Raw genomic sequence first — 22,370 nt, 5'->3', positions numbered from 1 at the left:
AAGCCATGCAGTTGCATCACTTTGAAAGCGCGTGCGTTTTTGCCAACTGCGCGTCGTTTTCCACCCAATTTGGGGGTATCTGCGGGCGCTGGGACGCGCACACTGGAACCCTGCGTGATCCAGCGCAATACGCGCCGGAAACGCGATGGAATCGGGCCTCCCGCCCGTTTCTCGCCCAGCTGTAAGACGAGGTCCACCATGCGATTTGCCCCTGCCGCCGCACTGCGATTCTTCCGCCGTCAGCCCAGCAATCGCCCGGTCCAGGACCCGGCGGACATGGGCACCGCCTTCGGCCTGGAGGTCACGCTCGAGGATGAGGCTGACTCATTTCGGCGCACCAGCGACTACCAGACCCTGGAGTCGTCCCAGGCCGTGCCGGTGAGCAGCGGCGAGTCGCCGCTGGCCTGGTTGCATCGCCGGGGCTAGATGTGCCCGGTGCCGGCCCTAAGGGGCGGACCGGGGGCCGCCCGGTCAGCGCACCAACAGCACGGGCACGTCCGTCTGGCTCATGACCTTGGTGGCCACCGAGCCCAGCACCAGATTGCCGAGGGTGCTGTGGCCATGCGAGCCCATCAGCAGCAGGTCGAACTTGCCCTTGTTGGCGGCGGCGCCGATCACATCGGCCGCCGGGCCCACCTTGCTGATGAACTCGGCACGCACCTTCTGCTTCTCGAAGAAGGTACGGACGGTCTTGAGCACCTTCTCGGCTTCGTCGTCGTAGTAGGACTTGAGCACGGCCTTGTCCAGCACCGCGGCGGCGCGGGGTGGCACCGCCGGGACCGCATGCAGCACGGTGTACTGGTGGGCGTTGCCCAGCCATTCATCATGCGCGACCAGGTAGGCCAGCATGCGCTTGGTAAAGGAGCTGCCGTCAACGGCGACCAGAATCTTCATGCCATATCTCCCCGCCTGTTGAGGCGTCTTGTGGATGAGGGTGCAGGCGCCAGTCTGGCACAGGCTACGGGGCGCGGATTGACGCATCTCAAGCGCCGGGGCGCTCCGTTCGACCTTCAGACCTCGACGCAGCGCAGCGGGTCGTAGTCCGCGGCCTCTCCTTTGCGGCCGTGGCCGCGGGCGTTGCAGATCACGCGGGTCTGGCCCAGGGCGTGGCTCACGTGATAGTCGTGCCGGCAATGCAGATGGCCGTGGATCCACAGTTGCACGCCGGGCATCAGCGCCTCATCGTCATTGCAGAAGCTGGCGGTGCCGGGCTGCTTGCCGTAGCGTGGGTCGGCGCTCTTCAGGCTCGGGGCGAAATGGGTGATGACCACGGTGGCGTCCACGGTCTCGCCGCCGGTCACCGGCAGCGTGCGCTCCAGCCAGGCGCGGTTCTCCAGGCCCAGGCGTCGCACGGCCTCGGCATCGAAGGGCTGGCCGTCCAGCCGGGCCGCCATGACGCGCTGGAAATAGCCGGCCGCGCGCATGGCACGCTCGCGCTGGGCGCTGCCGAAGACATCGAAATCGCTCCAGCGCGTGGAGCCCAGGAAGCGGATGCGGCGGCCCTGGCTGTCGTCCAGCACCAGGGCCTCGTCATCGAGCATGCGCAGGCCCAGGCGCTCGCATTCGCGGCGCAGCACGGGGCCGGTCTCGCGGATTTCGCGCTGGTCGTACTCGTGGTTGCCCGGCACGAACAGCACCGGCACCGGCCAACCGGCGAAGGCCGAGAGGCCGCGCCAGCTGCTGTCAACGTCGCCGGCCAGCACCAGCAGCTCGGCGCCGGGCGCCGGCTGGGGCTCGAAGGCCTCGGTCTCCATGTGGAGGTCCGAGAGGATCTGCAGCTTCATGGCGATGTCATCGCAGCGACGCCAACCCCGGGCGGAGCCGGCGGCCGGCGCTCAATTGGCGCCGTGGCACTGCTTGTACTTGCGGCCCGAGCCGCAGGGGCAGGGGTCGTTGCGGCCCACCTTGGGCGTGTCACGGCGCACCGCCTCGACCTTGTAGCGCAGGTCGGTGGTGAGGTCGTAGAGATCGGCCACGTTGACCACCAGGTCCTCGATGGCGTCGTCGATGTCCTTGAGCGGGTGCTCGCGGTCCAGGGTGGCGACGATTTCCTTCTCCTCTGCCGTCTCCGCCGGCAGGTGGCGGTACAGGCGCGCCATGGCGTTCATCACGCCTTCGTCGTCCAGCTCGCTCAGCTCGGGGAAGCACAGGGCGGCATGCTGGAAGCCGGCCACCCAGGGCAGCAGGGTGCGGGCGATGGGCGAGAGCTGCTCGTCATCGGCCGCGTCAGCTTCGGGCTGCTCGCCGGACTCGGCCGCCGCGGCGGCTTCGGCATCGAGATCCAGCACGACCGGGTCGAACCAGCCGTGCTCGGCCAGGCTGCGGTTCAGCGCGGCATGGCGGCGCAGCACCAGCTCCTGGATGCGGGCCAGCCACGTCGGGTCGGCATCGGCCGGCAGCTCGCCGCCGTCGTAGTCGAAGATGGGCGGCAGCCATTCCTCGATCTCGATCAGGCGGGGCTGGACCAGCACGCCGCAGAGGTAGCCGTCCAGCATGGAGGCGTCCAGGGCTTGCAGGGGTGCGGGCGTGGTGGCCAGCAGTTCGTCGAGTTCGGCGAACTCGGCGTCGTTCAGGTCGGCGATCTTGCTCATCCGGCGATTGTCGCTGATCGCTGTCGTCCGCCGTTCAGGACGCTGCCAGCGCCGCGGCCAGCAGCAGGCGTTCCCGCAGCCAGCGCTGGGGCGGGCGGTCCTCGTTGCGCATGTGCCAGAGCATGTCCACGTGCACCGGCGCGAGGGCGAAGGGCAGGGGGCGCTCGATCAGCTCGCTCTTGTAGCCGGTGGCGCTCATGAAGCGCGCAGGCAGCACCGTCAGCAGGTCGGACTGGGCCACCACGCGGCCGGCGGTGAAGAACTGATTGACCGTCAGCACGATGCGCCGGCTGCGGCCCAACGCCGCCAGGGATTCGTCCACGAAGCCGTGCGGGCGGCCCGAGAAGCTCACCAGGAGGTGGTGGGCGGCGCAGTAGGTCTCCAGGTCCAGGGGCGCCTGGGCCAGGGGGTGGTCCCTGCGCATCACGCAGACGTACTGGCTCTCGTACAGCCGGTGCTGGCGGATGGCTGCCAGCTGGCCCTGGCCCTGCAAGGCGGCGACGGCCTGAGGGAAGTAGCCCAGGGCGAAGTCCGCCTCGCCCTGTTCCAGCAGGCTGCGGGGATCGCGGGTGGTCAGCGGCAGCACATGGACGCGCGCCCGGGCCTGCTGGGCCTCCAGATCCGCCACCAGCGGCGGCAGCACCAGGGCGGCGGTGGCGTCGGCCATGGCGATCTGGAAGGTGGCGTCCTCGCTGGCGGGCAGGTACTCGCGCGGATCCAGCACCGCCCGCAGGCGGTCCAGGGCCTGGCGCACCTCGGGCCACAGCCCTTCCGCCCGCGAGGTGGGCTTCATGCCAAAGGCCTGCCGGACGAAGAGCTCCTCGCCCAGCGCCTCGCGCAGGCGCTTCAATGCGTGGCTGACCGCCGGCTGGGTCATGGCCAGGCGCTCGGCCGCCCGGGTGAGGTTGCGCTCGGCCATCACGGCATCGAAGACGCGCAGCAGGTTGAGGTCGAGGTTGCGAAAGCTCATATGAACAGTGTTTATAGAGCAAATGCAAACAATTCATTTGGAGAATGTCTAGGGTTTACCCCAGAATTCATCCCATCGCACCACACCCTGGTGCCCACAACACCCACAAGGAAGTCAAATCATGAGCGTCGCCACCCAAACCTTCGGTCTGCCCCTGCACCGCACCGTTCGTCATGGGGGTTCCTTCGCTGCCATCGGCGCCCGCCTGTGGCTGAGCCTGATCGCCAAGGTCCAGGCTCATCTGGCTGCCGCCAAGGCTGCCCGCGAAGAGCGCGAACTGCTGGCCCTGGCCGCCCAGTACGAAGACAGCATGCCCAGCTTTGCTGCCGAACTGCGCGCCGCCCACGCCCGCAAGGACTGAGTCTCCTGCAACGGCCTTCGTGCCGTCTTGCTCTGTTGAGCCTGCCCGCTGATGAAGCCGGCAGGTTTTTTTGCGTCTGATCGCGGCCTGGGGCGCCAGCGAGGATTCCCTGATCTGTGCGGCTAACAAGAAAGTTACGCTCCTTGGGTCGCCGCTTGGGTGACGTCAATCGTGGAGGAGCTTATGAAGCGCAAATGGATGGCCCTGTGTCTGGCCCTGGTCGCGGCTCTGGGTCTGAGTGCGGCCTGGGCGCGCCCCAGCTACGGCGTCCGGCTGGAATTCCTGGACGGGCAGGGCCAGGTCGTGGGCGGGCTGGCTCGCAGCTGTATCGGGCAGACCTACGACCGCTGGGGCACTGTCACGGCCAACCAGCGTGTCGTGGATTCCTGGGAATGTCCTTGAGCGGATTCGGGCCTGAATCCGGACCTGAGTCAGGCCGGCAGTAAAAAAGCCCGCTCGGATCCGAGCGGGCTTTTTCGTGGTCGGCAGGCGCTGAGGCCGGGTGATTACTCGGCGGCCAGGCGCTGCTCGATCTTGGCCTTGGTGGCCGGCAGCTCGGCCGGCAGGTGGTAGGCCAGCTGGGCAAAGAGCTCGTCGTGCAGCTTCAGCTCGGCGGCCCAGTCGGCCTTGTCGATGCGGGTGGCGACGTCGAACTGCTCCTTCGTGAAGCTCAGGCCTTCCCAGTTCAGGTCTTCGTAGCGCGGGGTCACGCCGAAGACGTGCTCCTCACCGGACTGGCTGCCGGTCACGCGGTCCAGCATCCACTTCAGCACGCGCATGTTCTCGCCGTAGCCGGGCCAGACGAACTTGCCGTCGGCGCCCTTGCGGAACCAGTTGACGCAGAAGATCTTGGGCAGGGTGGCGCCGCTGTCGGCCAGCTTCTTGCCCAGATCCAGCCAGTGCTGGAAGTAGTCGGCCATGTTGTAGCCCATGAAGGGCAGCATGGCGAAGGGGTCGCGGCGCACCACGCCCTGCTGGCCGGCGGCCGCGGCGGTGGTCTCGGAGCCCATGGTGGCGGCCATGTAGACGCCTTCCACCCAGTCGCGGGCCTCGGTCACCAGGGGCACGGTCGTCGAACGGCGGCCGCCGAAGATGAAGCCGTCGATGGGCACGCCGGCCGGATTGTTCCAGTCGGGGTCCAGGGCCGGGTTGTTGGTGGCGGCCACGGTGAAGCGGGCGTTCGGATGGGCGGCCTTGGCGCCGGTCTCCTTGGCGATGGCGGGCGTCCAGTCCTTGCCCTGCCAGTCGATCAGGTGGGCCGGCGGGGTGTCGGTCATGGACTCCCACCAGACGTCGCCATCGTCGGTCAGCGCGACGTTGGTGAAGATGACGTCCTTGTTCAGGCTGGCCATGCAGTTGTAGTTGGTCAGCGTGTTGGTGCCGGGGGCGACGCCGAAGTAGCCGGCTTCCGGATTGATCGCGTACAGGCGACCGTCGGCGCCGGGCTTGATCCAGGCGATGTCGTCGCCCACGGTGGTCACCTTCCAGCCATCGAAGGCCTTGGGCGGGATCAGCATGGAGAAGTTGGTCTTGCCGCAGGCGCTGGGGAAGGCGGCGGCGAAGTGGTACTTCTTGCCCTCGGGTGAGGTCAGGCCCAGGATCAGCATGTGCTCGGCCAGCCAGCCCTGGTCACGGCCCATGGTGGAAGCGATGCGCAGCGCAAAGCACTTCTTGCCCAGCAGGGCGTTGCCGCCGTAGCCCGAACCATAGGACCAGATCTCGCGGGTCTCGGGGTAGTGGACGATGTACTTGGTCTTGTTGCAGGGCCACTTGACGTCGGCCTGGCCGGCTTCCAGCGGCGCGCCCACGGTGTGCACGCAGGGCACGAAGGCGCCGTTGTCACCCAGCACGTCCAGCACGGCCTTGCCCATGCGGGTCATGATGCGCATGTTCACGGCGACATAGGGGCTGTCCGAGAGCTCCACGCCGATGTGGGCGATGGGCGAGCCGATGGGGCCCATGCTGAAGGGCACGACGTACAGCGTGCGGCCCTTCATGGCGCCCTTGAAGAGAGCCTGGTCACCGGTCTGCAGCAGCTCGCGCATCTCGGCCGGGGCCATCCAGTTGTTGGTGGGGCCGGCGTCTTCCTTCTTCTGCGAGCAGATGAAGGTGCGGTCTTCCACGCGGGCGACGTCGCTGGGGTCGCTGCAGGCGAGGTAGCTGTTGGCGCGCTTGGCCGGGTTGAGTTTCTTGAAGGTACCGGCGTCGACCAGCTGCTGGCAGAGGCGGTCGTACTCTTCCTGGCTGCCGTCGCACCAGTAGACGTCCCTGGCCTGGGTCAGGGCGGCGATCTCCGCCACCCAGGCGATCAGGCGCTGGTGCTTGACATAGGCGGGCACGTTCAGGCGCAGCCCTTCCATCACGGGTTGGTTCATGGCAAGTCCTTCAATGTTGAAAAGCAGAATTGGGTCAGGCTCGGACAGCAGCCCCGGGGCAGTGAAGCGGGGGGGAATGCGGGCCGGGCCTGGCCCAATGCCGCTTCGAAAACGCAGCCGGATCGCCGGTCTGCCTCTCGATGTCAGGCACTTGCCGAGCCTCATGTTCAGCCCGGCGGGGTGTCCACCGCCGGGTTGCGGCGGGTGGGGAATCGATTGTCACCGCAATGTAATCACGCGGTAACTCCCCTGCCGGCGCCCTTCATGCGTTTCCGGAATAGATATCGCAGCTTCAGGCATCGGAGCGCCGGGCACGGTCGCCGGGGCGACAGTCCGCAGATCGCACCGTAACTTTTCCATACAGCAGCGGGCAGGGCGGCTCCGGACAATCCGGGCTCCGCCTGCTCCCTTGAGCCTCCAGACACCATGCAAAGCCTGCTCGGCCCCATTTCGCCGGACCATCCGGCCGGTGAGGATCTCTCCTTCTCCCCCGAGTTCGACACCATCCATAAGCTGCGCGAGCAGGACGACCCCAGCCTGGACCAGGGGGAATGGGTGACCAGCCTGCGGGTGGCCGACTGGCCCGCCGTGCTGAAGCAAAGTGAGCAGTTGCTTACGCAGCGCAGCAAGGATTTGCGCCTCGCCAGCTGGCGGCTGGAAGCCCTCGGCCATCTGGAAGCCTGGCCCGGCCTGGCCCGCGGGCTGCGGGACTGGGTGGATCTCTGCGAAGCCTTCTGGGCCGAGCTCCACCCGCGTGTCGAAGACGGCGACTGGGACGAGCGCGCCGGCGTGTTGCGCTGGCTGCTGCAGACCGTGGAGCGCGGTGCACAGCAGGCCCGGCTGCTGGGCCGGGGGCGTGACGCCTACAGCCTGCAGGACATGGCGGCCGCTCGCCACTGGGCCCAGCGCCTGGAACGAGATCCCCAGCTGCAGCAGCAGCTGGACGAGACCCAGCCCACGCCGGACCGGGTGGCCAAGGCCCTGAAGGACACACCGGCCGCGCAGCTGCAGCAGGCGCGTGCGGCGGCCGAGCAGATCCTCGAGGAGCTGCGCCGACTGCAGGCCTGGGTGGATGCCGCCATGGGTGCCGAGGCGCCCGGATTCAGCAAGACCCTGGACCAGCTGGACGACGCCCGTCGCCAGATCGAGCGCACCTTGCGCGACGCCGGCCTGGCACCTGATGGCGGCGCATCCGCACCGTCGCAGGCCGAGCCGCAGGACGCGGGCTCAGAGTCGCCGCGCGGCGCCCTTGCCCCCGCGGCCGCCGGCCCGCTGCAGAGCCGCCAGCAGGCGCTGCAGCAGCTGCGTGAGGTGGCGGCCTTCTTCCGCCGCACCGAGCCTCACAGCCCGGTGGCCTACCTGGCCGACAAGGCCGCGCGCTGGGGCGACATGCCTCTGCACGAGTGGCTGCGCCATGTGGTCAAGGATGGCGGCACCCTGGGCGCGCTGGAAGAGCTGCTGGGCACCGAGCCCCCGCATCAACAGGAGTAGCCCGTCAGCGCCAGGGCGTGGGCGGGCCCGTACCTGGCGGCCCGTGGCGAGGCCCGCCGGCGCCTGCCCGGGCCGGCCTCTGGCGAACGCAGCGGCCTGGGCGCTCAGATCCCGGCGCGGAACTCGATCCTGCGGTTCCGGGCGCGGCCTTCTTCCGTGGCGTTGCTCGCCACCGGCTGGTCGGGCCCCACGCCGTCGATGGACAGCTGCTGGGCCGGCAAGCGGTGCTTCTGCACCAGGTACTGCCGCACGGCGTCGGCCCGTGCCAGCGACAGCGTGATGTTGCTCGCCCGCTCGCCCTGGCCGTCGGTGTGGCCGACGATCTGCACGCGCTTGCCCTGCACCGACTGCAGCACGCTGCCGATCTCGTCCAGCAGGGCCATGCCCTGCGGCCGCAGCACGGCGCTGCCCGGCTCGAATTCGACGATGCGGCCCGCCAGCACCTGGTCGAGCTGGCCCTGCTCCGTGCTGCCCACGCGCAAGGCGTTCTTGAGGCTGTAGGCCCCATTGAGCTGCTGGGACAGGGACTGGGCGACATCCTGGCGCAGCGCCTCCGAGGCGACCTCGCCCTGCAGCTCCACCTGCTGGCCGCGCACGATCAGCTGGCCATTTCGCACCTGCTTGAGGAGAGGGTCCGCGAGCAGCTTCTGCACGTGCTGCAGCCAGTTGGGCGGCATCTGCACCCCGCTGACCTGCAGCTCGTTGACCACCTGGTCGGCGCCGTACTGGTCCCGCAGGCGCTGCAGCACGGCGGCCTTGGTGGCCTCGTCAGGCACTTCGCCACTGGCGACGACGGGCCGCGCCGCCTTGGGCGGCGGCACGGTGGCCGGCGCGCTCCAGGCCTGCAGGGCCAGCGCCGCCAGGCCCAGGCCCAGGGCCCGCGTGGGGGAGTTCAATCGCTTCACCATCTGTTCACCGTCCATCATTGCCAAACACGGTCTCGAAGCCACGCAGCACCTCGCGCAGCGAGAGGCCGGGATGCTCCAGCTCCGCGGACCAGCGCATCAGTTCACGCCACTCTCCCAGGCAGTCATCCACCCACAGGGGTTCGTCCAGGCTGATCATGTCTTCCTGGGCCATGTCGGGATGCAGGGCCGCGCAAAGAGCGCGTGTGCTGGCGCCGTGGAAGCTGAGCAACAGCCATTGAGGGGCGCGACGCGGCAGCATCAGTGCCAGCTCCACGCCCTGGTGCTGAACCTGGCTGGACAGCAGCCGCAGCCAGAAGGCCAGGGCCTGGCTGCGCAGCGGTTCCTCCATGGGCATGGGCAGGCGCAGCCCCTTGGCCAGGGCCTGCGGGCCCTCCTGGCGCAGCGGCTCCAGCAGGATGCCCAGGGCGATCACGCAGCGGCGCAGGTCCACCTGCCGGCCGTCGCTGGACATGCCCAGCTCCAGGTCCAGCAAGCCCTGCTCTTCCACCAGGGCCTGCCATTGGGCCCGGCAGGCGGCGTCGGCCGGAGGAACCTCCAGGGCCTGCGTGCGGCTCATGAGGGCCTGGACGGCGTCGTAGCTGTCGGCCCGCACGAGGGATTGGCCCAGCGCATCCAGCGTCTCCCACGCCGGACCCAGCTGCAGGCTGCCCTCGCCCAGCCAGCTCATGGGCTGGGTCGTCGGGAACTGGGCGGTCATGGAGAAGGGGAACAGCCGGCCCGAGGCGTCCTGGCTGGCGCGGATCTGGCCCAGCAGTCCGACCTGGCTGCGCGAGCCCAGCACGGCAAAGTCCACCGGCGGGCACGCTTCCCAGAGCAGGCGCCAGCGCACGTCGTGAGCCAGGCGGGCCAGGGTCTGGGAGAACCAGGGGTCCAGGCGCGCGATCAGGGCCTGACCGGTGCTGGAGCGGATGAAGTCGCCACGGCAGGGCAGTTTGCCGAAGTAGATGAGGGGCCAGGCGGAGGCCAGTGTGCTCATCATGGCTCAGCCTCCGTTCGCCGGCGTGGTGCGGGTGGCGCCCGCATTGGCCTGGCGGGCCTCGCCGCCGAGCTGGCCCACGACCTGGGCCGGCAGGGTCAGGCCTCGCAGGGCGGCCATGCCGCTCATGCCAGGCGATGCGCCGGCCGTGGCGGGCCCCCCGGTGCCGGCGGCCTGGCGCACCAGGCGCAGCATCACGGCCACGCTGAGCTTCCCCTGGGTCCAGCGCAGCTCGTGCAGGCCCTCGGGCGTTTTGCGCTTCTGGGCCGCTTCCACCATGCGTTGCAGGCCCATGCCGCCGGGCTCTTCCAGGAAGCTCACCGGACGACCCTCGAAGTCGACGCCGCTGATCTTCACGCCGGGCGCACCCTGACGCGAGGGCGAGACGAAGCTGACCCATTGCGGCGCGCTGTTGCGGTAGCGCAGGACCTGGCCGTCGATCTCCAGCGTGTATTCGCTCAGGCCGGGCGCGGGCAGGGCCTGGATCTCGAACTGGGTGGCGTCAGCCGCCGCTCCCCCGCCGGCGCCTGCCGTGGCTGCCGAGCCGCCGGCGGCTTCACCGCCGGCCATCCAGCTGCCGAAGGCCGTACTGAACTCGGGCAGCAGGCGGATGCCCTGCTCGCCCCAGGTCCGGGCCTGCAGGGTGTCGCCGCGGCGATTCACCAGGCCTGCCAGGGTCTGGTCCGCGAACTTGGCGATGGCGCCCTGGGCGCCGAAAACCTTGGCGATGTCGGCCGGTGCTGCCTCGATGCGTGAACTGGAGGAGAAGGGGTACTTGCCGGCCAGCTGCTTCTGGAAGGGCTCGTAGACCTGGGCCTGCCAGACGCGGTTGATCTCCTGCTCGGCAGTCGGCACCAGCACGGCGAAAGACTGCTGCAGCGGCCGCACAAGCATGGGGCGCAGCACGGCGCGCGTGTTGTCGGGCATGCCGCTGAGCATCTGCTCGTCCACCAGCTTGAGGGCGTCCACCAGTTCCGAGCCCTGGCCTTCCAACGTCAGCTGCAGCAGCTGGCGCGCGGCGGGGCCGGGGTCGCCCTGGTTCTTCATCTGGTTGAAACGGGCGCGCAGCTTGCCCAGCGATTCCAGGTAGGACTTCAGCAGCGCCGACTGGCCATCGGCCGCCACCATCACCCGCTGCAGACTGCCGAACTCCTTGCCGATGGGGCCCAGCGCGATCTCGGCCTTGGGGGCTTCCAGTTTCACCTCGACCTGCACGGGGGCCTGGCCGAAGAGGCGCTGCTTGATCCAGTTCAGCACGCCTTCGCGGCCTTCGGACAGCTTGCCGTTGAGCAGGCCGGGGTTGTCCCAGGCGGTTTCGTCCCAGACACGCTGCAGCACCTTGCCGATCGGCGACTGCTGGGGGTCGCCCAGCACGTTCATCTGTTGCTGGGCCTGCTCGAAGCTCGCGAACTCCGGCACGCTGATGTCCTGCACGAAGCGGCGCCACTCGGTCGCGTACTCGGCCTTGTAGAGCTGGACCAGGGCGCGCTTCACCTGTTCGGGGCTGCCTTCCAGGGTGAGGTCGTCGCGCTGGGCCGTCTTGAGGACCCAGTCCTCGGCCTGCAACTCCTTGTTGGCCGCATCGTCGATGGCGGACTGCACATAGCCTGTCCAGGCCTCGCGGGTGAAGGCGCCGCTGACCACGCGACTGCCCTGCAGGCTGCTGCGACCGGCATCGCCCACGATGCGGGCCACGGACACCGGCGCATAGCGCGCAGCGGCCCGGGCGCGGATCTCGGCGTAGACACGCTCGCGCGCCGGCAGCCCCTTGACCACCTGGCGCAGCAGCTCGCGGGACTGGTCGACCACGCTGTGGTTCATGGCCACCGCCGGGAAGCCGGGGCGGTTCAGCTGCGTGCCCATGAAGGCCAGCAGCTTCTCGGCGCCGCGCACCAGTTCCTCGCGGGACTGTCCTTCGCGATTGGCCTCCAGCCACTGGCGCCAGAAGCGCGTCACCTGGTCGCTGAACACGCTGGGCTCGATGCGCTCGGGCTCGGCCAGCATCAGGTAGGCCTTGAGGGCGTTGTAGGCCTCGTCGGCATTGAGTGCCGAGGCCTGCTGGTACAGGGTGGACGCAGGCCGCGCGGTCGCTGCGGCAGGCGCCGTACCGGCCGGTGCCGAGGCGCCGGCGGCCGGGGTGGACGCCTGCAGGTCCTGCGCACTGTGACGGGCGACCTCGCGCAGATAGGACTCCATCTCGCCGGCAGCCGGCTTGAGCACGAGTTCCTTGAGCCCTGCCAGGTACTCGCGGCGCAGCTGCTGCTCCACCGCCTGGCCCTGGAACAGGCCGAAGGACAGGCTCCAGGGGCGCTCGCGCTGCAGGGTCTCCAGCTGGGCGAGGCGGTCGGAGATGAGCTCCAGCGCCTCCATGCGCGCGGCAACGTCGGTGCGGCCCTTCTGCAGCATCTGCACCTTCTGAAGGTCGGCCTGCACGCTGGCCACCCACTGGCGGTTGCCCATATAGGACCAGGTCCACAGGCTCAGCAGCAGGCCCAGGGTCAGGGCGCCGCCGGCAAAGCTGGCCATGCGCAGCCGGACCTTGTGGCGCGAGGTGTACTGGCGGACCAGGTTGCGGTCCTCGAAGATGACCTTGGTGAACAGGTCCTTGAGGAACATGCCCTGGGCGGTGGGGGCCTGCTTGCGCAGGGCCGGCAGCGATCCGCTCAGGCGGAAGCGCTGGGCGACCTTCTCGGCGCAGCTGCTGCGAGATTCCCCCTCGATGACGGCGCAGGTGAAGTAGAAGCCGCGCAGCACCGGGCAGAACTGGTAGGGGTTGTCCTCGAAGAGGGTGGCCACGAAGCTGCGCAGGGCGGGCTTCAGGGATGCGAATTCGTCCGGGAAGGCCAGCAGGCCCGGCGGCAGCTCTTCGCCGCGATGCAGGCTCAGGCGGGCCACGCTGGCGGCCTTCAGGCCATCGACGAGGGTGTCGAAGTGGCTCTGGAAGCGCTGCAGGGCCTGGGCGTTGGTCTGGTCGTCATAGGGGAGGGTGGCCCCCCAGGCCTTCTCCTGCTCCTCGGGCTGGCTGCCCTCGAAGAACTCGGTGAAGCCGGCGACCAGGTCCGCCTTGGTGAAGACCAGGTAGACCGGCGCCACCACCTCGAGCGTCTCGGTCAGCTCCTGCACGCGCTGGCGCAGGCGCTTGGCCAGGTCGACGACGGCGTTGGCAGGCTGCCCACGCAGCTCCGCCAGGCTCACGGCGATCAGGATGCCATTGATCGGCGCCTTGGGTCGGTGCTTGCGCAGCAGGCCCAGGAAGCTGCGCCATTCGGCACGGTCTTCCTCGTAGACCGAGTAGCGGCCCGCGGTGTCCAGAAGGATGCCCTGGGAGGTGAAGAACCAGTCACAGCTGCGGGTGCCGCCCACACCCTGGATGATGTTCTCTGATGGATCGCCCAGCGGGAAGTGCAGGCCCGAGCGTGCCACCGCCGTGCTTTTGCCGGCCGCGGGATTGCCGATGATCATGTACCAGGGCAGCTCGTACAGCGCCGCCGAGCCGCGGTGCTGGCCGATGCGGGAGGTCTTGAGCATGCGGATGGCATCGCGCATGCGCTCGCGCAGGTCCTGGGCCTCGGCCTGCTTGTGGGCGCCGAGCGCCTTGCCGGCGGCCACGGCCTGCTGGTCCACGGCCTGTTCGAGCGCCTGCGCCGCGCGCCGCTCCTTGCGCCAGCGCAGCAGCTGCACGCCGCCCCAGACCAGCACCGCCAGGAGCAGGATCAGCAGGGCCCAGTACAGCGTCAGCTGCAGCGTCTCGGCCCCCAGGAAAAGAAAGGCTGCCAGGGCAGCCAGGCCGATCACCGCGATCACCCGCGTGTCGAACAGAAAGGACCAGAGTCGTTGCATTTGCTAACCAATTTGTTCGCTGCCCGTTTGGCGACGGGTGCGCCCAGCCATCGCCGTGGCGGCGTGGCCCTCCCATGACGCGTGTGTAGGAATTCTTCTCGTCAGTTCATGCGCGCCCGGCATGGCGGTGAGGCGGCGGGACGGATGAATGCGCGGAAAGCCCCATGAACACGGGCCGTTGCGGGCGGAGTCTATCCAGCGGGTGTGCAATTCCGCACGCGTGCCTGCGTCAAGCTGTGAGGCGCTGTAACAATCAATGCAAGTCCTGCAATGGCTTGCAGTGCTCAGCCGCCCGGCGACGCGGCGGCCTTCTTCTCTGCGCCGGCCAGCTCCACATGACCATAGTCGCGCATGCGCCAACGGCCACCCCATCGCAGCCCGTAACGCTCGGATTCCCGGCCAAACAATTCGTAACCTTGCAGCGCCCAGGGGTCGGACTCGCTGATCACCAGGCGGCCGTCACGCAGGAAGGCGCTGTCGGCGGCCAGCCCATGCTGGTGATAGCTCTGCATGGGGCCGGCCTGCGTGACCTGCGGACCCTGGCGCTGCAGCATGGCCTGGCGCTCCGGGCTGCGGTAGCCTTCCAGCAGCACCATCTCGTAGCCCTGCTCGCGCATGGCCTTGTAGACGGCCAGCAGGCGCTGGCGGAAGCCCGCATCGAGCAGCTCCCAGCGACGATCGGCGCTGACGATCTCCACGGCCAGGCCCTCGGCCTGCGCCCGGGCGAAGACCTCCGGCGGCAGGGGCGGCGGCGGCACCAGCTGCTCCCCGGCCAGGAGGGCGGCGAGGCGTTCATCCTGCGTGCCCGGGGTCTGGTCCGGCAGGCTCAGGCGCAGGCGCCAGCCACTCAGCACGACCAGCAGCGGCGGCAGGGCCAGCAAGGCCAGAGCGGCCCACATCCAGGGGCGCATGCGCTGCCTCAAGCGCCCCGGGGCAGGCGCAGCCTCGGTGTGCAACGGGGTGGCCGGCGCGCCGGCGAGCACGCCGCGGGTCTCGATGGCCTCAGACCGGCCCGAGGCAGCGCGGGCAGGGCGGTGGACGCCGAACCAGTAAATGCCCAGGCAACTCAGTGCCACGACCAGCCAGATGAGGAGTGCAAATGTCACCGGGGTAACCAAGGGTAAGAAGCCACCTGTCGGTCTTCGCGGATGCCGACAATTCAGCGCGCCCTGCGGCGCGCCGCGCATTCCACCATGAGCCCGCGGGCGCTGCAAACAGGAAATCGTGACCGCATGCTGCGTTGCCGTGCACGTCCTGTCCGGACCCTGACCTGTTGGAGTCATTCTTGAGTCGACCTACCCTGCGAGCCACTTCTGCGAATCCGGCGGACCCCGTGCGCGCCAGCGCCCCCGATGCTGGTGACGCCGATGCCGACGGTCTGCTGTCCGTGCTGTCCCTGGAGGACCTGCAGGCACAGGCGCCGCGTCGCCGCAGCGGCGGCTCCATGATCTGGGCCCTGGGCGGTGCGGCGCTGCTGTGCGGCCTGTGGCTGGCCTGGCTGCTGTGGCCTTCCAGCCCTGCAGGGGAGCCGGTGCCCACGGTGCCGGAGTTGTCGACCCGTCCGGCGCCTGCCCCGGCCGTGCTGGCGCAGGATCCCGCCCTGGGCTCGCGACCCGCAGCCATCATCGATGCGCCCCAGGATCCCGCGGTTGCCGCGGCCCTGCCGGCCCAAGCGGCCAGCTCGGGTCTGGCGACCCTGTCGGCCCTGCCCGCCAGCGCGAGCCTGCCTGCACAGGCGATGCCGGCCGCTGCCGTCGGCAATGTCGCCCCGCAGGAGGCCGCGATGGCCTCCCAGGCCGTGGCTCCGGTGGCGCCTGCCGCGGCGGTGCCGCGGGAGAACCGTCGCGTGGCGTCCAGGGATGCCAGGGAGCCCAAGCGCGCCGCAGCCAAGGCCGAGCCGTCACGCAGTCGGGCGGCGGCGGGCAGCGGCAAGGCAGCCAGCGCCGATCCCGATGCGCAGCTGCTGGCGGCCGTCGTCCAGCACCTGGACCAGCAGCAGGCCCCCCATGACTTCAACGAGAGCCCCGAGGCCGCGCCCAAGGTGAACCTGGCGCAGTGCAAGGGCCTGCGAGGGGCGGATGCCAGCCAGTGCCGGGCCCAGGCCTGTGCCGGCCGCTGGGGTGTGGACCGGGCCTGCCCCATGCGCAACGGCGGCAAGTCCTGAAGGGCCTGAGCCCGGAGTGCTGGGCGCGGAACCAGGAAGGCAGGGTCTGCTGGGGCTGCCATGCACGGCCGCACGGCGCGGCAACGGTCGCTTGCGTGGCGATGACTGCTGGTGTGAATGGCCGGCGCTGACAGCCTGTGACGCGGACCCAGGCCGCCGCCCACCGGGCAGGCGGCATGAGGCCGTGCTGCCCGGTCAGGGCAGCTGGATGGTCACATGGGCCTGGCGCGGCGGCAGCTGGACCAGCTGCTGGTAGGGGGCCAGGTCTTGCTCGGTCTGGTGCCGCAGGCCGGTGCGCAGGCCGAGGTAGGCCAGCAGGGCCAGCAGGGCGAAGCCGCTGGCCACCGCCCACACGGGAATCTCGGTGCGCAGCACATGGATGATGCGGTCCGGGGCGCGCCAGAACGGCGCCAGCTCGCGGCGGCCGCCCTGGTGCAGCTGGATCTCGTCACCCAGCCGGGCGATCAGGAAGGCGAGCTTCTCGCGGCCTTCCAGCACATACATGCCCTGGAAGCCCAGCAGCAGGCACATCTGGTAGACCTCCAGCGAGGGCAGCCGGCGGGCGCCTTCGCGGCGCAGGTTCTCCAGGTGCTGGAAGAACTGGTCGCCTGCCAGCTGGTCGCCGAAGCACTCCAGCTGCAGCGGGCGCAGCTGCCACACGGCGGCGAGGGGGCCGTGGCCCTGCAGCACCACCTCGTCCAGCAGGGCGCAGAAGGCGTACTTGCTGAGGTGCACGTCCTCCGCGCTGGCGCCGCTGCGCTGGGCCTGGCGTTCGAAATCCTGAAGAAAGCGCAGGACGGCCTCGCGGAAGGCGTCGGCGTCCGTGCTGCTCTGGCCACTGCGCAGCAGGAAGATCAGTGTGAAGCCCTCGGCCATGAGGTCAACCAGCCTTGCCGGCCGCGTGAGGGCGCCGGCAGGGGCGGGGGCAGGGCGTTCCGGGGCGAGGCTGGGGACGGCGGCGTTCATGGGTTGATGGCGATCAGATCGGTCTGGAGCTCGGGGATGCCCGAGGGCGCGTAGAGGCACAGCGCGCGGGCCTGCATCATGCGGTCATACAGAGGGCCGCGCGCCTCGATCAGGAAGTAGTAGGTGTTGGGCTTCACGGGCACGGCCGAGGGCACCTGGGGCTGGTGCTGCAGGCGAAGGCCGGCCATGGCCGAGAGCACCAGCTTGGCCACGTCGTCCGGTGCGCCGATCTTGAGGCGCATGGGCATGGTCTCGACCAGCTCCTGCGGCGGCAGGCTGCTGCGGATGCCCAGCAGGAGCTGGGTCTGGGCGCCGATGAAGTCGCTGTCCAGCCGCGCGTGCCAGTAGCCCGGGCGCTGCTCGAGCAGCGCCAGGCTGAGATGGCGGGTGGAGATCACGGTGTCCAGCAGCTCGCGGATGATGAGCTCCAGCTTGTCGAAGCCGGCGCCCGGGTTCTCGTGCTCGTAGACCGGCAGGTCGGCCAGGCGGTAGGACTTGGCGAAGGTCAGCAGCGCGCCGGCCAGCGAGAGCAGGCCCTGGAACAGGCGCTCGGGGTGCAGCTGGGGATGCCAGTGCAGGTGTGCCAGCTCGGCGAAGGCGCGGCTGGCGGTGTGCAGCAGCCAGAAGGAGGCCACGTCGCCGGAGCGGAACTCGATGAAGTCCTTGGAAGGCTCGCGGTGGAAGCCGTAGAGCGCGTCCACCTTGGCCTGCAGCATGTCCAGCAGCTGGCGCAGGCGGCGCTGCAGCAGCGGGCTGCCACGCAGCTGGAGCAGGGGCGGCACGAAGCCGGCGTCCAGCTCAAAGCCGCCCGCGGCGCCGCGGCGAACGCGCAGCAGGGGCAGCGTGATCAGGCCGGAGCGGGGTTCCAGCTCCGAAAGCAGTCGCAGCGACTTGCGCAGCACGGTCAGCTCGGCCTCGGCGGCCTGCGTGAAGACGTCGCGGGTGGCTTGCTGGTCCAGCACATAGCGTTCCGAGCGTGCCGCCTCGCGGCTGTCCGCCACATTGCTGCCTGCGCTGCGCAGGGGTGCCAGGGCCAGGTGGAAGACCATCTCGGTCTGCTGCACCGGCCAGTCAGCCAGGCTGACGGCTGCGGGCAGCTCATCCTCGCCGGGGGCATCCACGAGCTCGCCGTCGGGCATCACCACGCGCAGCTCGTCCACGCGCAGCAGGCCGGCGGCCAGGGATTCCTCGTCCACCTTCAGCTGCATCAGGCCGTGGGCATAGGGATGCAGGGCGCGGCTCATCTGCACCAGGCGCCATTCGTGATACGCGTCCTGCTGCTGGAAGTGCTGCGGGCGAAGGAACAGGCCTTCGCCCCACAGTGGTTTGCTGGCTTGCATGGGCTTGGATCCGGGCTGGGCGGTTCGGTGAGGGGCTGGGTCAGGAGCAGAAGGGCGGCGTGCTCTGGGCGAAGGCGCGATTCACGCCCACGGGCTCACCCTGCTGGACGCTCAGCGCGCAGGCATGGGCGCCCAGGATCAGTCCCTGCGGCGAGAGGCCTTCGGTCTTGAAGGCATAGCGCCAGCGTTGCGGGGCAGGCGCCAGGAACAGGCCCACCACGCCCACGAAAGGCTGCTCGGGCTCGAAGCTCTCCTCGACGCGCAGCGCCTGCCCGGGCACGAGCTGGACGTCGCGCACGCTCAGCAGCTGCTCGCCCAGGACCTCGCGTTCGCGCTCCTTGTTGCCGAAGGTGTCGTAGGGGGCCGAGAGAAAGGCGTCCGCCTGCTTGAGCTTGTAGATGCGCACCCAGAGGCCCAGGGAGCGGCCCTTGGCATCGAGGTTGAGGGAGGGGCTGGCCTGCAGACGGATGGGCAGGGGCAGGGCCTTGCTGGGCGGCGGCTTGGGGGCTTCAGCCTTCTTCAGGACGCCGACGGCCTCCAGGGCCTTGTCCAGGGTCTCGCCAGGCGCGCTGGCGCATCCCGCGAGCGCGCATGCGCCCAACAGTGCCATGCCGGCGCCAAGGCCGCGCCACGGGCTCCCTGTCTTGTCCATCCCCTGCGCTCCCTCGCTCTTGTGTCGGTACTTCACGGCACGGATTGTGGAGTGCCAGGCCAAGCCGGGCCCGCGCTAACTAGAAACAGAAGCGCATCAAGTTGTTGCGAAAAGCTACTGGCGTAACCCAGTCTGTGAGCGCGATTTACCTGTGTGCAATCGACGTTAGATGTGAAGTTGTGCACAAAACTTCCGTTTACATCTGTAACCCCGTCGCCGCTGGGCCAGAGCGGCAGCGGCCAACAGAATCCACCGGGATCGCGTCGCCTCCTGCCTGTGCAGCGGGCATTCACCGACCTTGAGTTCCGCGAGTCGTCCGCCAGAGACGCCAGCGGCGCTCGCGACAGGCCCAGTTACGAGGGAGTTATCCATATGCAGTTCCGTTTCGAGCCCCGTCTGCGGGCCCTATGCCTCGCCTTTGCCGTCCTCGGTCTCTCCGCCTGCGAGACCATGCCCCGCGAGGGCAAGCCCGCCCCCGTTGCAGAGATTCCCCTTGACGTGCGCATCCAGGATGCCCGCAAGCTGCTGGCCGCCAACGACGTCGCGGGCGCCCAGTCCGCGCTCCAGGAGGCCGCGCGCCTGAACCCCGGCAGCGCACGTCCCTGGCAGGTCCTCGCCCAGATGCACTTCGATGCCGGCAACTATGGCGCGGCCATCGTGGCCAGCCAGGAAGTGCTCGCGCGGGATGCCAACGACACCACCGCCAACAACATCATCGCTGTCTCCGGACTGCGCTCGGCCGTCGCGGCCATCGCCTACCTGCGCCGTGTGGACGGGATCCACGGCAGCGCGCGCCAGGAATCCGAACAGCTGGCCGAGCGCCTGCGTGACACCCTGGGCCTGCCAGTGCTGGTTCCGGCCCCGGAGCCTGTGGTCGCCAAGCCCGCCCCGAGCGCCCGCCGCACGACGGTGAAGCCCGCCGCGCCCGCCGCAACGGCGGCTGCGCCCGCGAGCACCAAGCCCGTGGCTGCCGCGCCGGCTGCGCAGCCCGCCAGCACCGCCGCCGCCCCCAAGCCGGCCGCAGCGACGGCAGCGAAGCCTGCACCCGCGCCGGCCACGGCAGGCGCCACCGCACGCGATCCCTTCAGTTCCCTCAAGTAAACGCCTCACCCGGGAGAGACGGCCATGGCCAAGAAAGAAAGTGTTCAGAAGCGCCTGGAAAAGGTGCGCCCGCCCCGCGTGCAGCTCAGCTACGAGGTGGAGATTGGTGACGCCATCGAGGCGAAGGAGCTGCCCTTCGTCGTCGGCGTGATGGGGGACTTCTCCGGCAAGCGTGATGCGGATGCGCCGCTGCCCAAGCTGAAGGACCGCAAGTTCGTCAACGTCGACATGGACAACCTGGACGAGGTGATCGACGGCATCACTCCGCGCGCCAGCTACCGCGTCAAGAACACGCTGAGCCCTGAGGGCGGCGAGTTCGCCGTGAACCTCGAGTTCCACAAGCTGGATGACTTCCGCCCTGAGGCCGTCGTCGAGCAGGTGGAGCCGCTGCGCCGTCTCCTGGAGGCCCGCACCAAGCTGGCCGACCTGCGCAACAAGCTGGCCGGCAACGACAAGCTCGAGGACCTGCTGGCCGACGTGCTGAGCAGCACCGAGCAGCTGCAGCAGCTGCAGTCGCAGACCAAGGAGAACTGAGATGAGCGTGAGCGCCCTGCAAGACCGCCAAGCCGCCCCGGCCGAAGGCGTGGATCTGCTCGACCAGATCGTCACTCAGAGCAAGGTGGCCCGCTCGGAGACCGAGCACCAGCGAGCCCGTGACATCATCACCGAGCTGGTCCGCGAGGTGATGGACGGCACCGTGGTGGTCTCTGACAACCTCAGCGCCACCCTGGATGCCCGCGTGGCCGAGATCGACGAGCTGATCAGCCGCCAGCTCAGCGAAGTCATGCACCATGCCGATTTCCAGCGCCTGGAAGGCAGCTGGCGCGGCCTGCACTACCTTTGCCAGCAGACCTCCACCAGCTCGCAGATGAAGATCCAGCTCTTCAATGCGCAGAAGAAGGAGCTGGTCAAGGACTTCCGCACCGCCATCGACTTCGACCAGAGCGCGCTGTTCAAGAAGGTCTACGAAGAGGAGTTCGGCACCTTCGGTGGCGCGCCCTTCGGAGCTCTGCTCGGTGACTTCGACATCACCCGCCAGCCGGAGGACATGTACTTCCTCGAGCAGATGTCGCACGTGGCCGCGGCGGCCCATGCGCCCTTCATCTCGGCGGCATCGCCCGAGCTGATGGGCCTGGAGACCTTCTCCGACCTGTCCCGCCCGCGCGACCTCTCCAAGGTCTTCGACACCGTGGAGTACGCCAAGTGGAAGTCCTTCCGCGAGAGCGAGGACGCCCGCTACGTGGGCCTGACCCTGCCGCGCTTCCTGGGCCGCCTGCCCTACAACCCGCTGGACGGCACCACGGTGGAAGGCTTCAATTTCGTCGAGGAAGTCGACGGCAGCGACCACAGCCGCTACCTGTGGGTCAACACCTGCTATGCCTTCGGCGCCCGCCTGACGCAGGCCTTCGAGAACCATGGCTGGTGTGCGGCCATCCGCGGTGTCGAGGGCGGTGGCCTGGTCGAGGACCTGCCCACCCACACCTTCAAGACGGACGAGGGCGAGGTGGCGCTGAAGTGCCCCACCGAGATCTCCATCACCGACCGCCGCGAAAAGGAACTCAGCGACCTGGGCTTCATCCCCCTGGTCCACTGCAAGAACACCGACTACGCCGCCTTCTTCGGCGCGCAGTCCACGCAGAAGGCCCGCAAGTACGACAGCGACGCGGCCAATGCCAATGCGTCCCTGTCGGCGCAGCTGCAGTACATGTTCGCGGTGTGCCGCATCGCGCACTACCTGAAGGCCATGATGCGCGACAAGATCGGCAGCTTCGCCTCTGCTGCCAACGTCGAGGACTACCTGAACCGCTGGATCTCGCAGTACGTCACCAGCGATGACGCGGCCTCCCAAGCCACCAAGGCCCAGTACCCGCTCCGCGAAGCCTCGGTGCAAGTCTCCGAGGTTCCGGGACGTCCCGGCGTCTACCGCGCCGTGTCGTTCGTTCGTCCGCATTTCCAGCTGGACGAGCTTTCGGTCTCGCTGCGGCTGGTCGCGGAACTGCCGCAAGGCACCCGCGGCTGATCCGGCGCGGACCTCTCTTTCACCCTAACGGGAGCATTTAGAAAATGGCAAAAGACATTTACGTCGACTTTCACAGCAAGGGCGGCGACATCAAGGGGGACTCGCGCGACACCAAGCACAAGGACACCGTCGAGGTGTACTCGTGGTCGCATGTGGTCAAGCAGCCCAAGTCCGCGACGGCCTCGACCGCCGGTGGCCATACCTCCGAGCGTTGCGAGCACGGCGAGATGATCTTCACCAAGGACATCGACGGCTCGACCCCCAAGCTGCTGCAGGCCTGCTCGGCCGGCACCATCATCAACGATGTCAGCATCTACTTCTACCGCGCACACGGCGGCAAGAACTCGGTCGGCAGCCCCTCGGGCACGCAGAGCCGTCACCAGTACCTGCGCGTGGACCTGAAGAACGTGATCGTCGCTTCGGTGCAGACGACCGTGTCGGCCGAAGGCATTCCGTCTGAAGTGTTCTCGCTCAAGTACTCCGCCGTGAAGTGGACCTACGACGAGCTGAACATCGCTGGCGAGAAGTCTGGCAAGGTCAACATCCAGGGTGCCTGGGACCTGGCCAAGAACGTGCCCAACTTCTCCTGATCCT

21 protein-coding genes are annotated in these 22,370 nt (G+C 68.9%); 9 read left to right on the top strand and 12 right to left on the bottom strand.

All coding sequences use genetic code 11. The features are described from left to right. The first annotated feature begins 198 nt into the window (after positions 1-198). On the top strand, positions 199-426 hold the full coding sequence (locus tag O9Y01_RS13815; protein WP_269632178.1) for a hypothetical protein: 228 nt from the start codon (positions 199-201) through the stop codon (positions 424-426). A 45-nt stretch (positions 427-471) separates the two neighbouring features. On the opposite strand, the gene O9Y01_RS13810 is transcribed toward O9Y01_RS13815, so the two are convergent. The 4 genes from O9Y01_RS13810 to O9Y01_RS13795 all read right to left on the bottom strand — a co-directional run bounded on the left by O9Y01_RS13810 (position 472) and on the right by O9Y01_RS13795 (position 3,561). Further along, positions 472-894, bottom strand: coding sequence for a universal stress protein (locus O9Y01_RS13810; RefSeq protein ID WP_269632177.1), 423 nt, complete (start codon positions 892-894; stop codon positions 472-474). Between the two features lie 116 nt (positions 895-1,010). Further along, positions 1,011-1,784: a metallophosphoesterase gene (locus tag O9Y01_RS13805; protein ID WP_269632176.1), complete on the bottom strand. Its 774-nt coding sequence runs from the start codon at positions 1,782-1,784 to the stop codon at positions 1,011-1,013. Between the two features lie 51 nt (positions 1,785-1,835). Next, positions 1,836-2,591, bottom strand: a complete 756-nt coding sequence (locus O9Y01_RS13800) for a UPF0149 family protein (RefSeq protein ID WP_269632175.1) — start codon at positions 2,589-2,591, stop codon at positions 1,836-1,838. Positions 2,592-2,625: 34 nt separating this feature from the next. After that, the gene (locus O9Y01_RS13795) at positions 2,626-3,561 is read right to left on the bottom strand and encodes a LysR family transcriptional regulator (protein ID WP_269632174.1); all 936 of its coding nucleotides are present in this window, start codon (positions 3,559-3,561) and stop codon (positions 2,626-2,628) included. A 121-nt stretch (positions 3,562-3,682) separates the two neighbouring features. Here O9Y01_RS13795 and O9Y01_RS13790 point away from each other — a divergent pair, with 121 nt between their 5' ends. Then, positions 3,683-3,922: a hypothetical protein gene (locus O9Y01_RS13790; RefSeq protein ID WP_183105918.1), complete on the top strand. Its 240-nt coding sequence runs from the start codon at positions 3,683-3,685 to the stop codon at positions 3,920-3,922. Positions 3,923-4,105: 183 nt separating this feature from the next. Then, positions 4,106-4,324, top strand: coding sequence for a DUF6289 family protein (locus tag O9Y01_RS13785; protein ID WP_269632173.1), 219 nt, complete (start codon positions 4,106-4,108; stop codon positions 4,322-4,324). Positions 4,325-4,428: 104 nt separating this feature from the next. Here O9Y01_RS13785 and O9Y01_RS13780 read toward each other — a convergent pair whose 3' ends face one another. Further along, on the bottom strand, positions 4,429-6,297 hold the full coding sequence (locus O9Y01_RS13780) for a phosphoenolpyruvate carboxykinase (GTP) (protein WP_269632172.1): 1,869 nt from the start codon (positions 6,295-6,297) through the stop codon (positions 4,429-4,431). Between the two features lie 426 nt (positions 6,298-6,723). Between O9Y01_RS13780 and tssA the strand changes: the two genes are divergently transcribed. Continuing rightward, a complete protein-coding gene (gene tssA, locus O9Y01_RS13775; protein WP_269632171.1) occupies positions 6,724-7,788 on the top strand; it encodes a type VI secretion system protein TssA in 1,065 nt (354 codons plus the stop codon). 104 nt (positions 7,789-7,892) lie between these two features. Here the strand turns inward: tssA and O9Y01_RS13770 are convergent, their stop codons facing one another. From O9Y01_RS13770 to O9Y01_RS13755, 4 genes are all read right to left on the bottom strand, one after another. Further along, positions 7,893-8,693, bottom strand: a complete 801-nt coding sequence (locus O9Y01_RS13770) for an OmpA family protein (RefSeq protein ID WP_430765602.1) — start codon at positions 8,691-8,693, stop codon at positions 7,893-7,895. 7 nt (positions 8,694-8,700) lie between these two features. Continuing rightward, positions 8,701-9,696 carry a type VI secretion system-associated protein TagF gene (tagF, locus tag O9Y01_RS13765; RefSeq protein ID WP_269632169.1) on the bottom strand — a complete coding sequence of 332 codons (996 nt, stop codon included), beginning with the start codon at positions 9,694-9,696 and terminating at the stop codon, positions 8,701-8,703. A gap of 3 nt (positions 9,697-9,699) precedes the next feature. Next, positions 9,700-13,533: a type VI secretion system membrane subunit TssM gene (gene tssM / locus O9Y01_RS13760; RefSeq protein ID WP_269632168.1), complete on the bottom strand. Its 3,834-nt coding sequence runs from the start codon at positions 13,531-13,533 to the stop codon at positions 9,700-9,702. Positions 13,534-13,817: 284 nt separating this feature from the next. Further along, positions 13,818-14,639 carry a M15 family metallopeptidase gene (locus O9Y01_RS13755; protein WP_269632167.1) on the bottom strand — a complete coding sequence of 274 codons (822 nt, stop codon included), beginning with the start codon at positions 14,637-14,639 and terminating at the stop codon, positions 13,818-13,820. Between the two features lie 179 nt (positions 14,640-14,818). On the opposite strand from O9Y01_RS13755, the gene O9Y01_RS13750 reads away from it, so the two are divergent. After that, the gene (locus tag O9Y01_RS13750; RefSeq protein WP_269632166.1) at positions 14,819-15,697 is read left to right on the top strand and encodes a hypothetical protein; all 879 of its coding nucleotides are present in this window, start codon (positions 14,819-14,821) and stop codon (positions 15,695-15,697) included. Positions 15,698-15,892: 195 nt separating this feature from the next. Here O9Y01_RS13750 and icmH read toward each other — a convergent pair whose 3' ends face one another. Genes icmH through tssJ form a run of 3 tightly spaced genes read right to left on the bottom strand, consistent with a single transcriptional unit; the run spans position 15,893 to position 18,613 of the window. Continuing rightward, positions 15,893-16,663: a type IVB secretion system protein IcmH/DotU gene (gene icmH / locus O9Y01_RS13745; RefSeq protein ID WP_269632165.1), complete on the bottom strand. Its 771-nt coding sequence runs from the start codon at positions 16,661-16,663 to the stop codon at positions 15,893-15,895. Then, on the bottom strand, positions 16,660-18,003 hold the full coding sequence (gene tssK / locus O9Y01_RS13740) for a type VI secretion system baseplate subunit TssK (protein ID WP_269632164.1): 1,344 nt from the start codon (positions 18,001-18,003) through the stop codon (positions 16,660-16,662). The genes icmH and tssK overlap by 4 nt, the downstream gene beginning before the upstream one ends. A gap of 40 nt (positions 18,004-18,043) precedes the next feature. Beyond that, the gene (gene tssJ / locus O9Y01_RS13735; protein WP_269632163.1) at positions 18,044-18,613 is read right to left on the bottom strand and encodes a type VI secretion system lipoprotein TssJ; all 570 of its coding nucleotides are present in this window, start codon (positions 18,611-18,613) and stop codon (positions 18,044-18,046) included. A 414-nt stretch (positions 18,614-19,027) separates the two neighbouring features. On the opposite strand from tssJ, the gene O9Y01_RS13730 reads away from it, so the two are divergent. The 4 genes from O9Y01_RS13730 to O9Y01_RS13715 are packed head-to-tail and all read left to right on the top strand — an operon-like array spanning position 19,028 to position 22,366. Next, positions 19,028-19,756, top strand: coding sequence for a tetratricopeptide repeat protein (locus O9Y01_RS13730; protein ID WP_269632162.1), 729 nt, complete (start codon positions 19,028-19,030; stop codon positions 19,754-19,756). A gap of 24 nt (positions 19,757-19,780) precedes the next feature. Next, the gene (gene tssB / locus O9Y01_RS13725) at positions 19,781-20,290 is read left to right on the top strand and encodes a type VI secretion system contractile sheath small subunit (RefSeq protein WP_269632161.1); all 510 of its coding nucleotides are present in this window, start codon (positions 19,781-19,783) and stop codon (positions 20,288-20,290) included. Between the two features lies 1 nt (position 20,291). Next, positions 20,292-21,776, top strand: a complete 1,485-nt coding sequence (tssC, locus tag O9Y01_RS13720; RefSeq protein ID WP_269632160.1) for a type VI secretion system contractile sheath large subunit — start codon at positions 20,292-20,294, stop codon at positions 21,774-21,776. Positions 21,777-21,820: 44 nt separating this feature from the next. Further along, complete coding sequence (locus O9Y01_RS13715) at positions 21,821-22,366, top strand: Hcp family type VI secretion system effector (RefSeq protein ID WP_183106795.1); 546 nt, start codon at positions 21,821-21,823, stop codon at positions 22,364-22,366. The last annotated feature ends 4 nt before the right edge of the window (positions 22,367-22,370 follow it).

It is taken from the genome of Pelomonas sp. BJYL3, from assembly GCF_027257975.1.
Lineage (GTDB): Bacteria > Pseudomonadota > Gammaproteobacteria > Burkholderiales > Burkholderiaceae_C > Roseateles_B > Roseateles_B flavus.
Note: the sequence above shows the minus strand (reverse complement) of the source record. Positions and strands in the feature narration are given on the sequence as shown.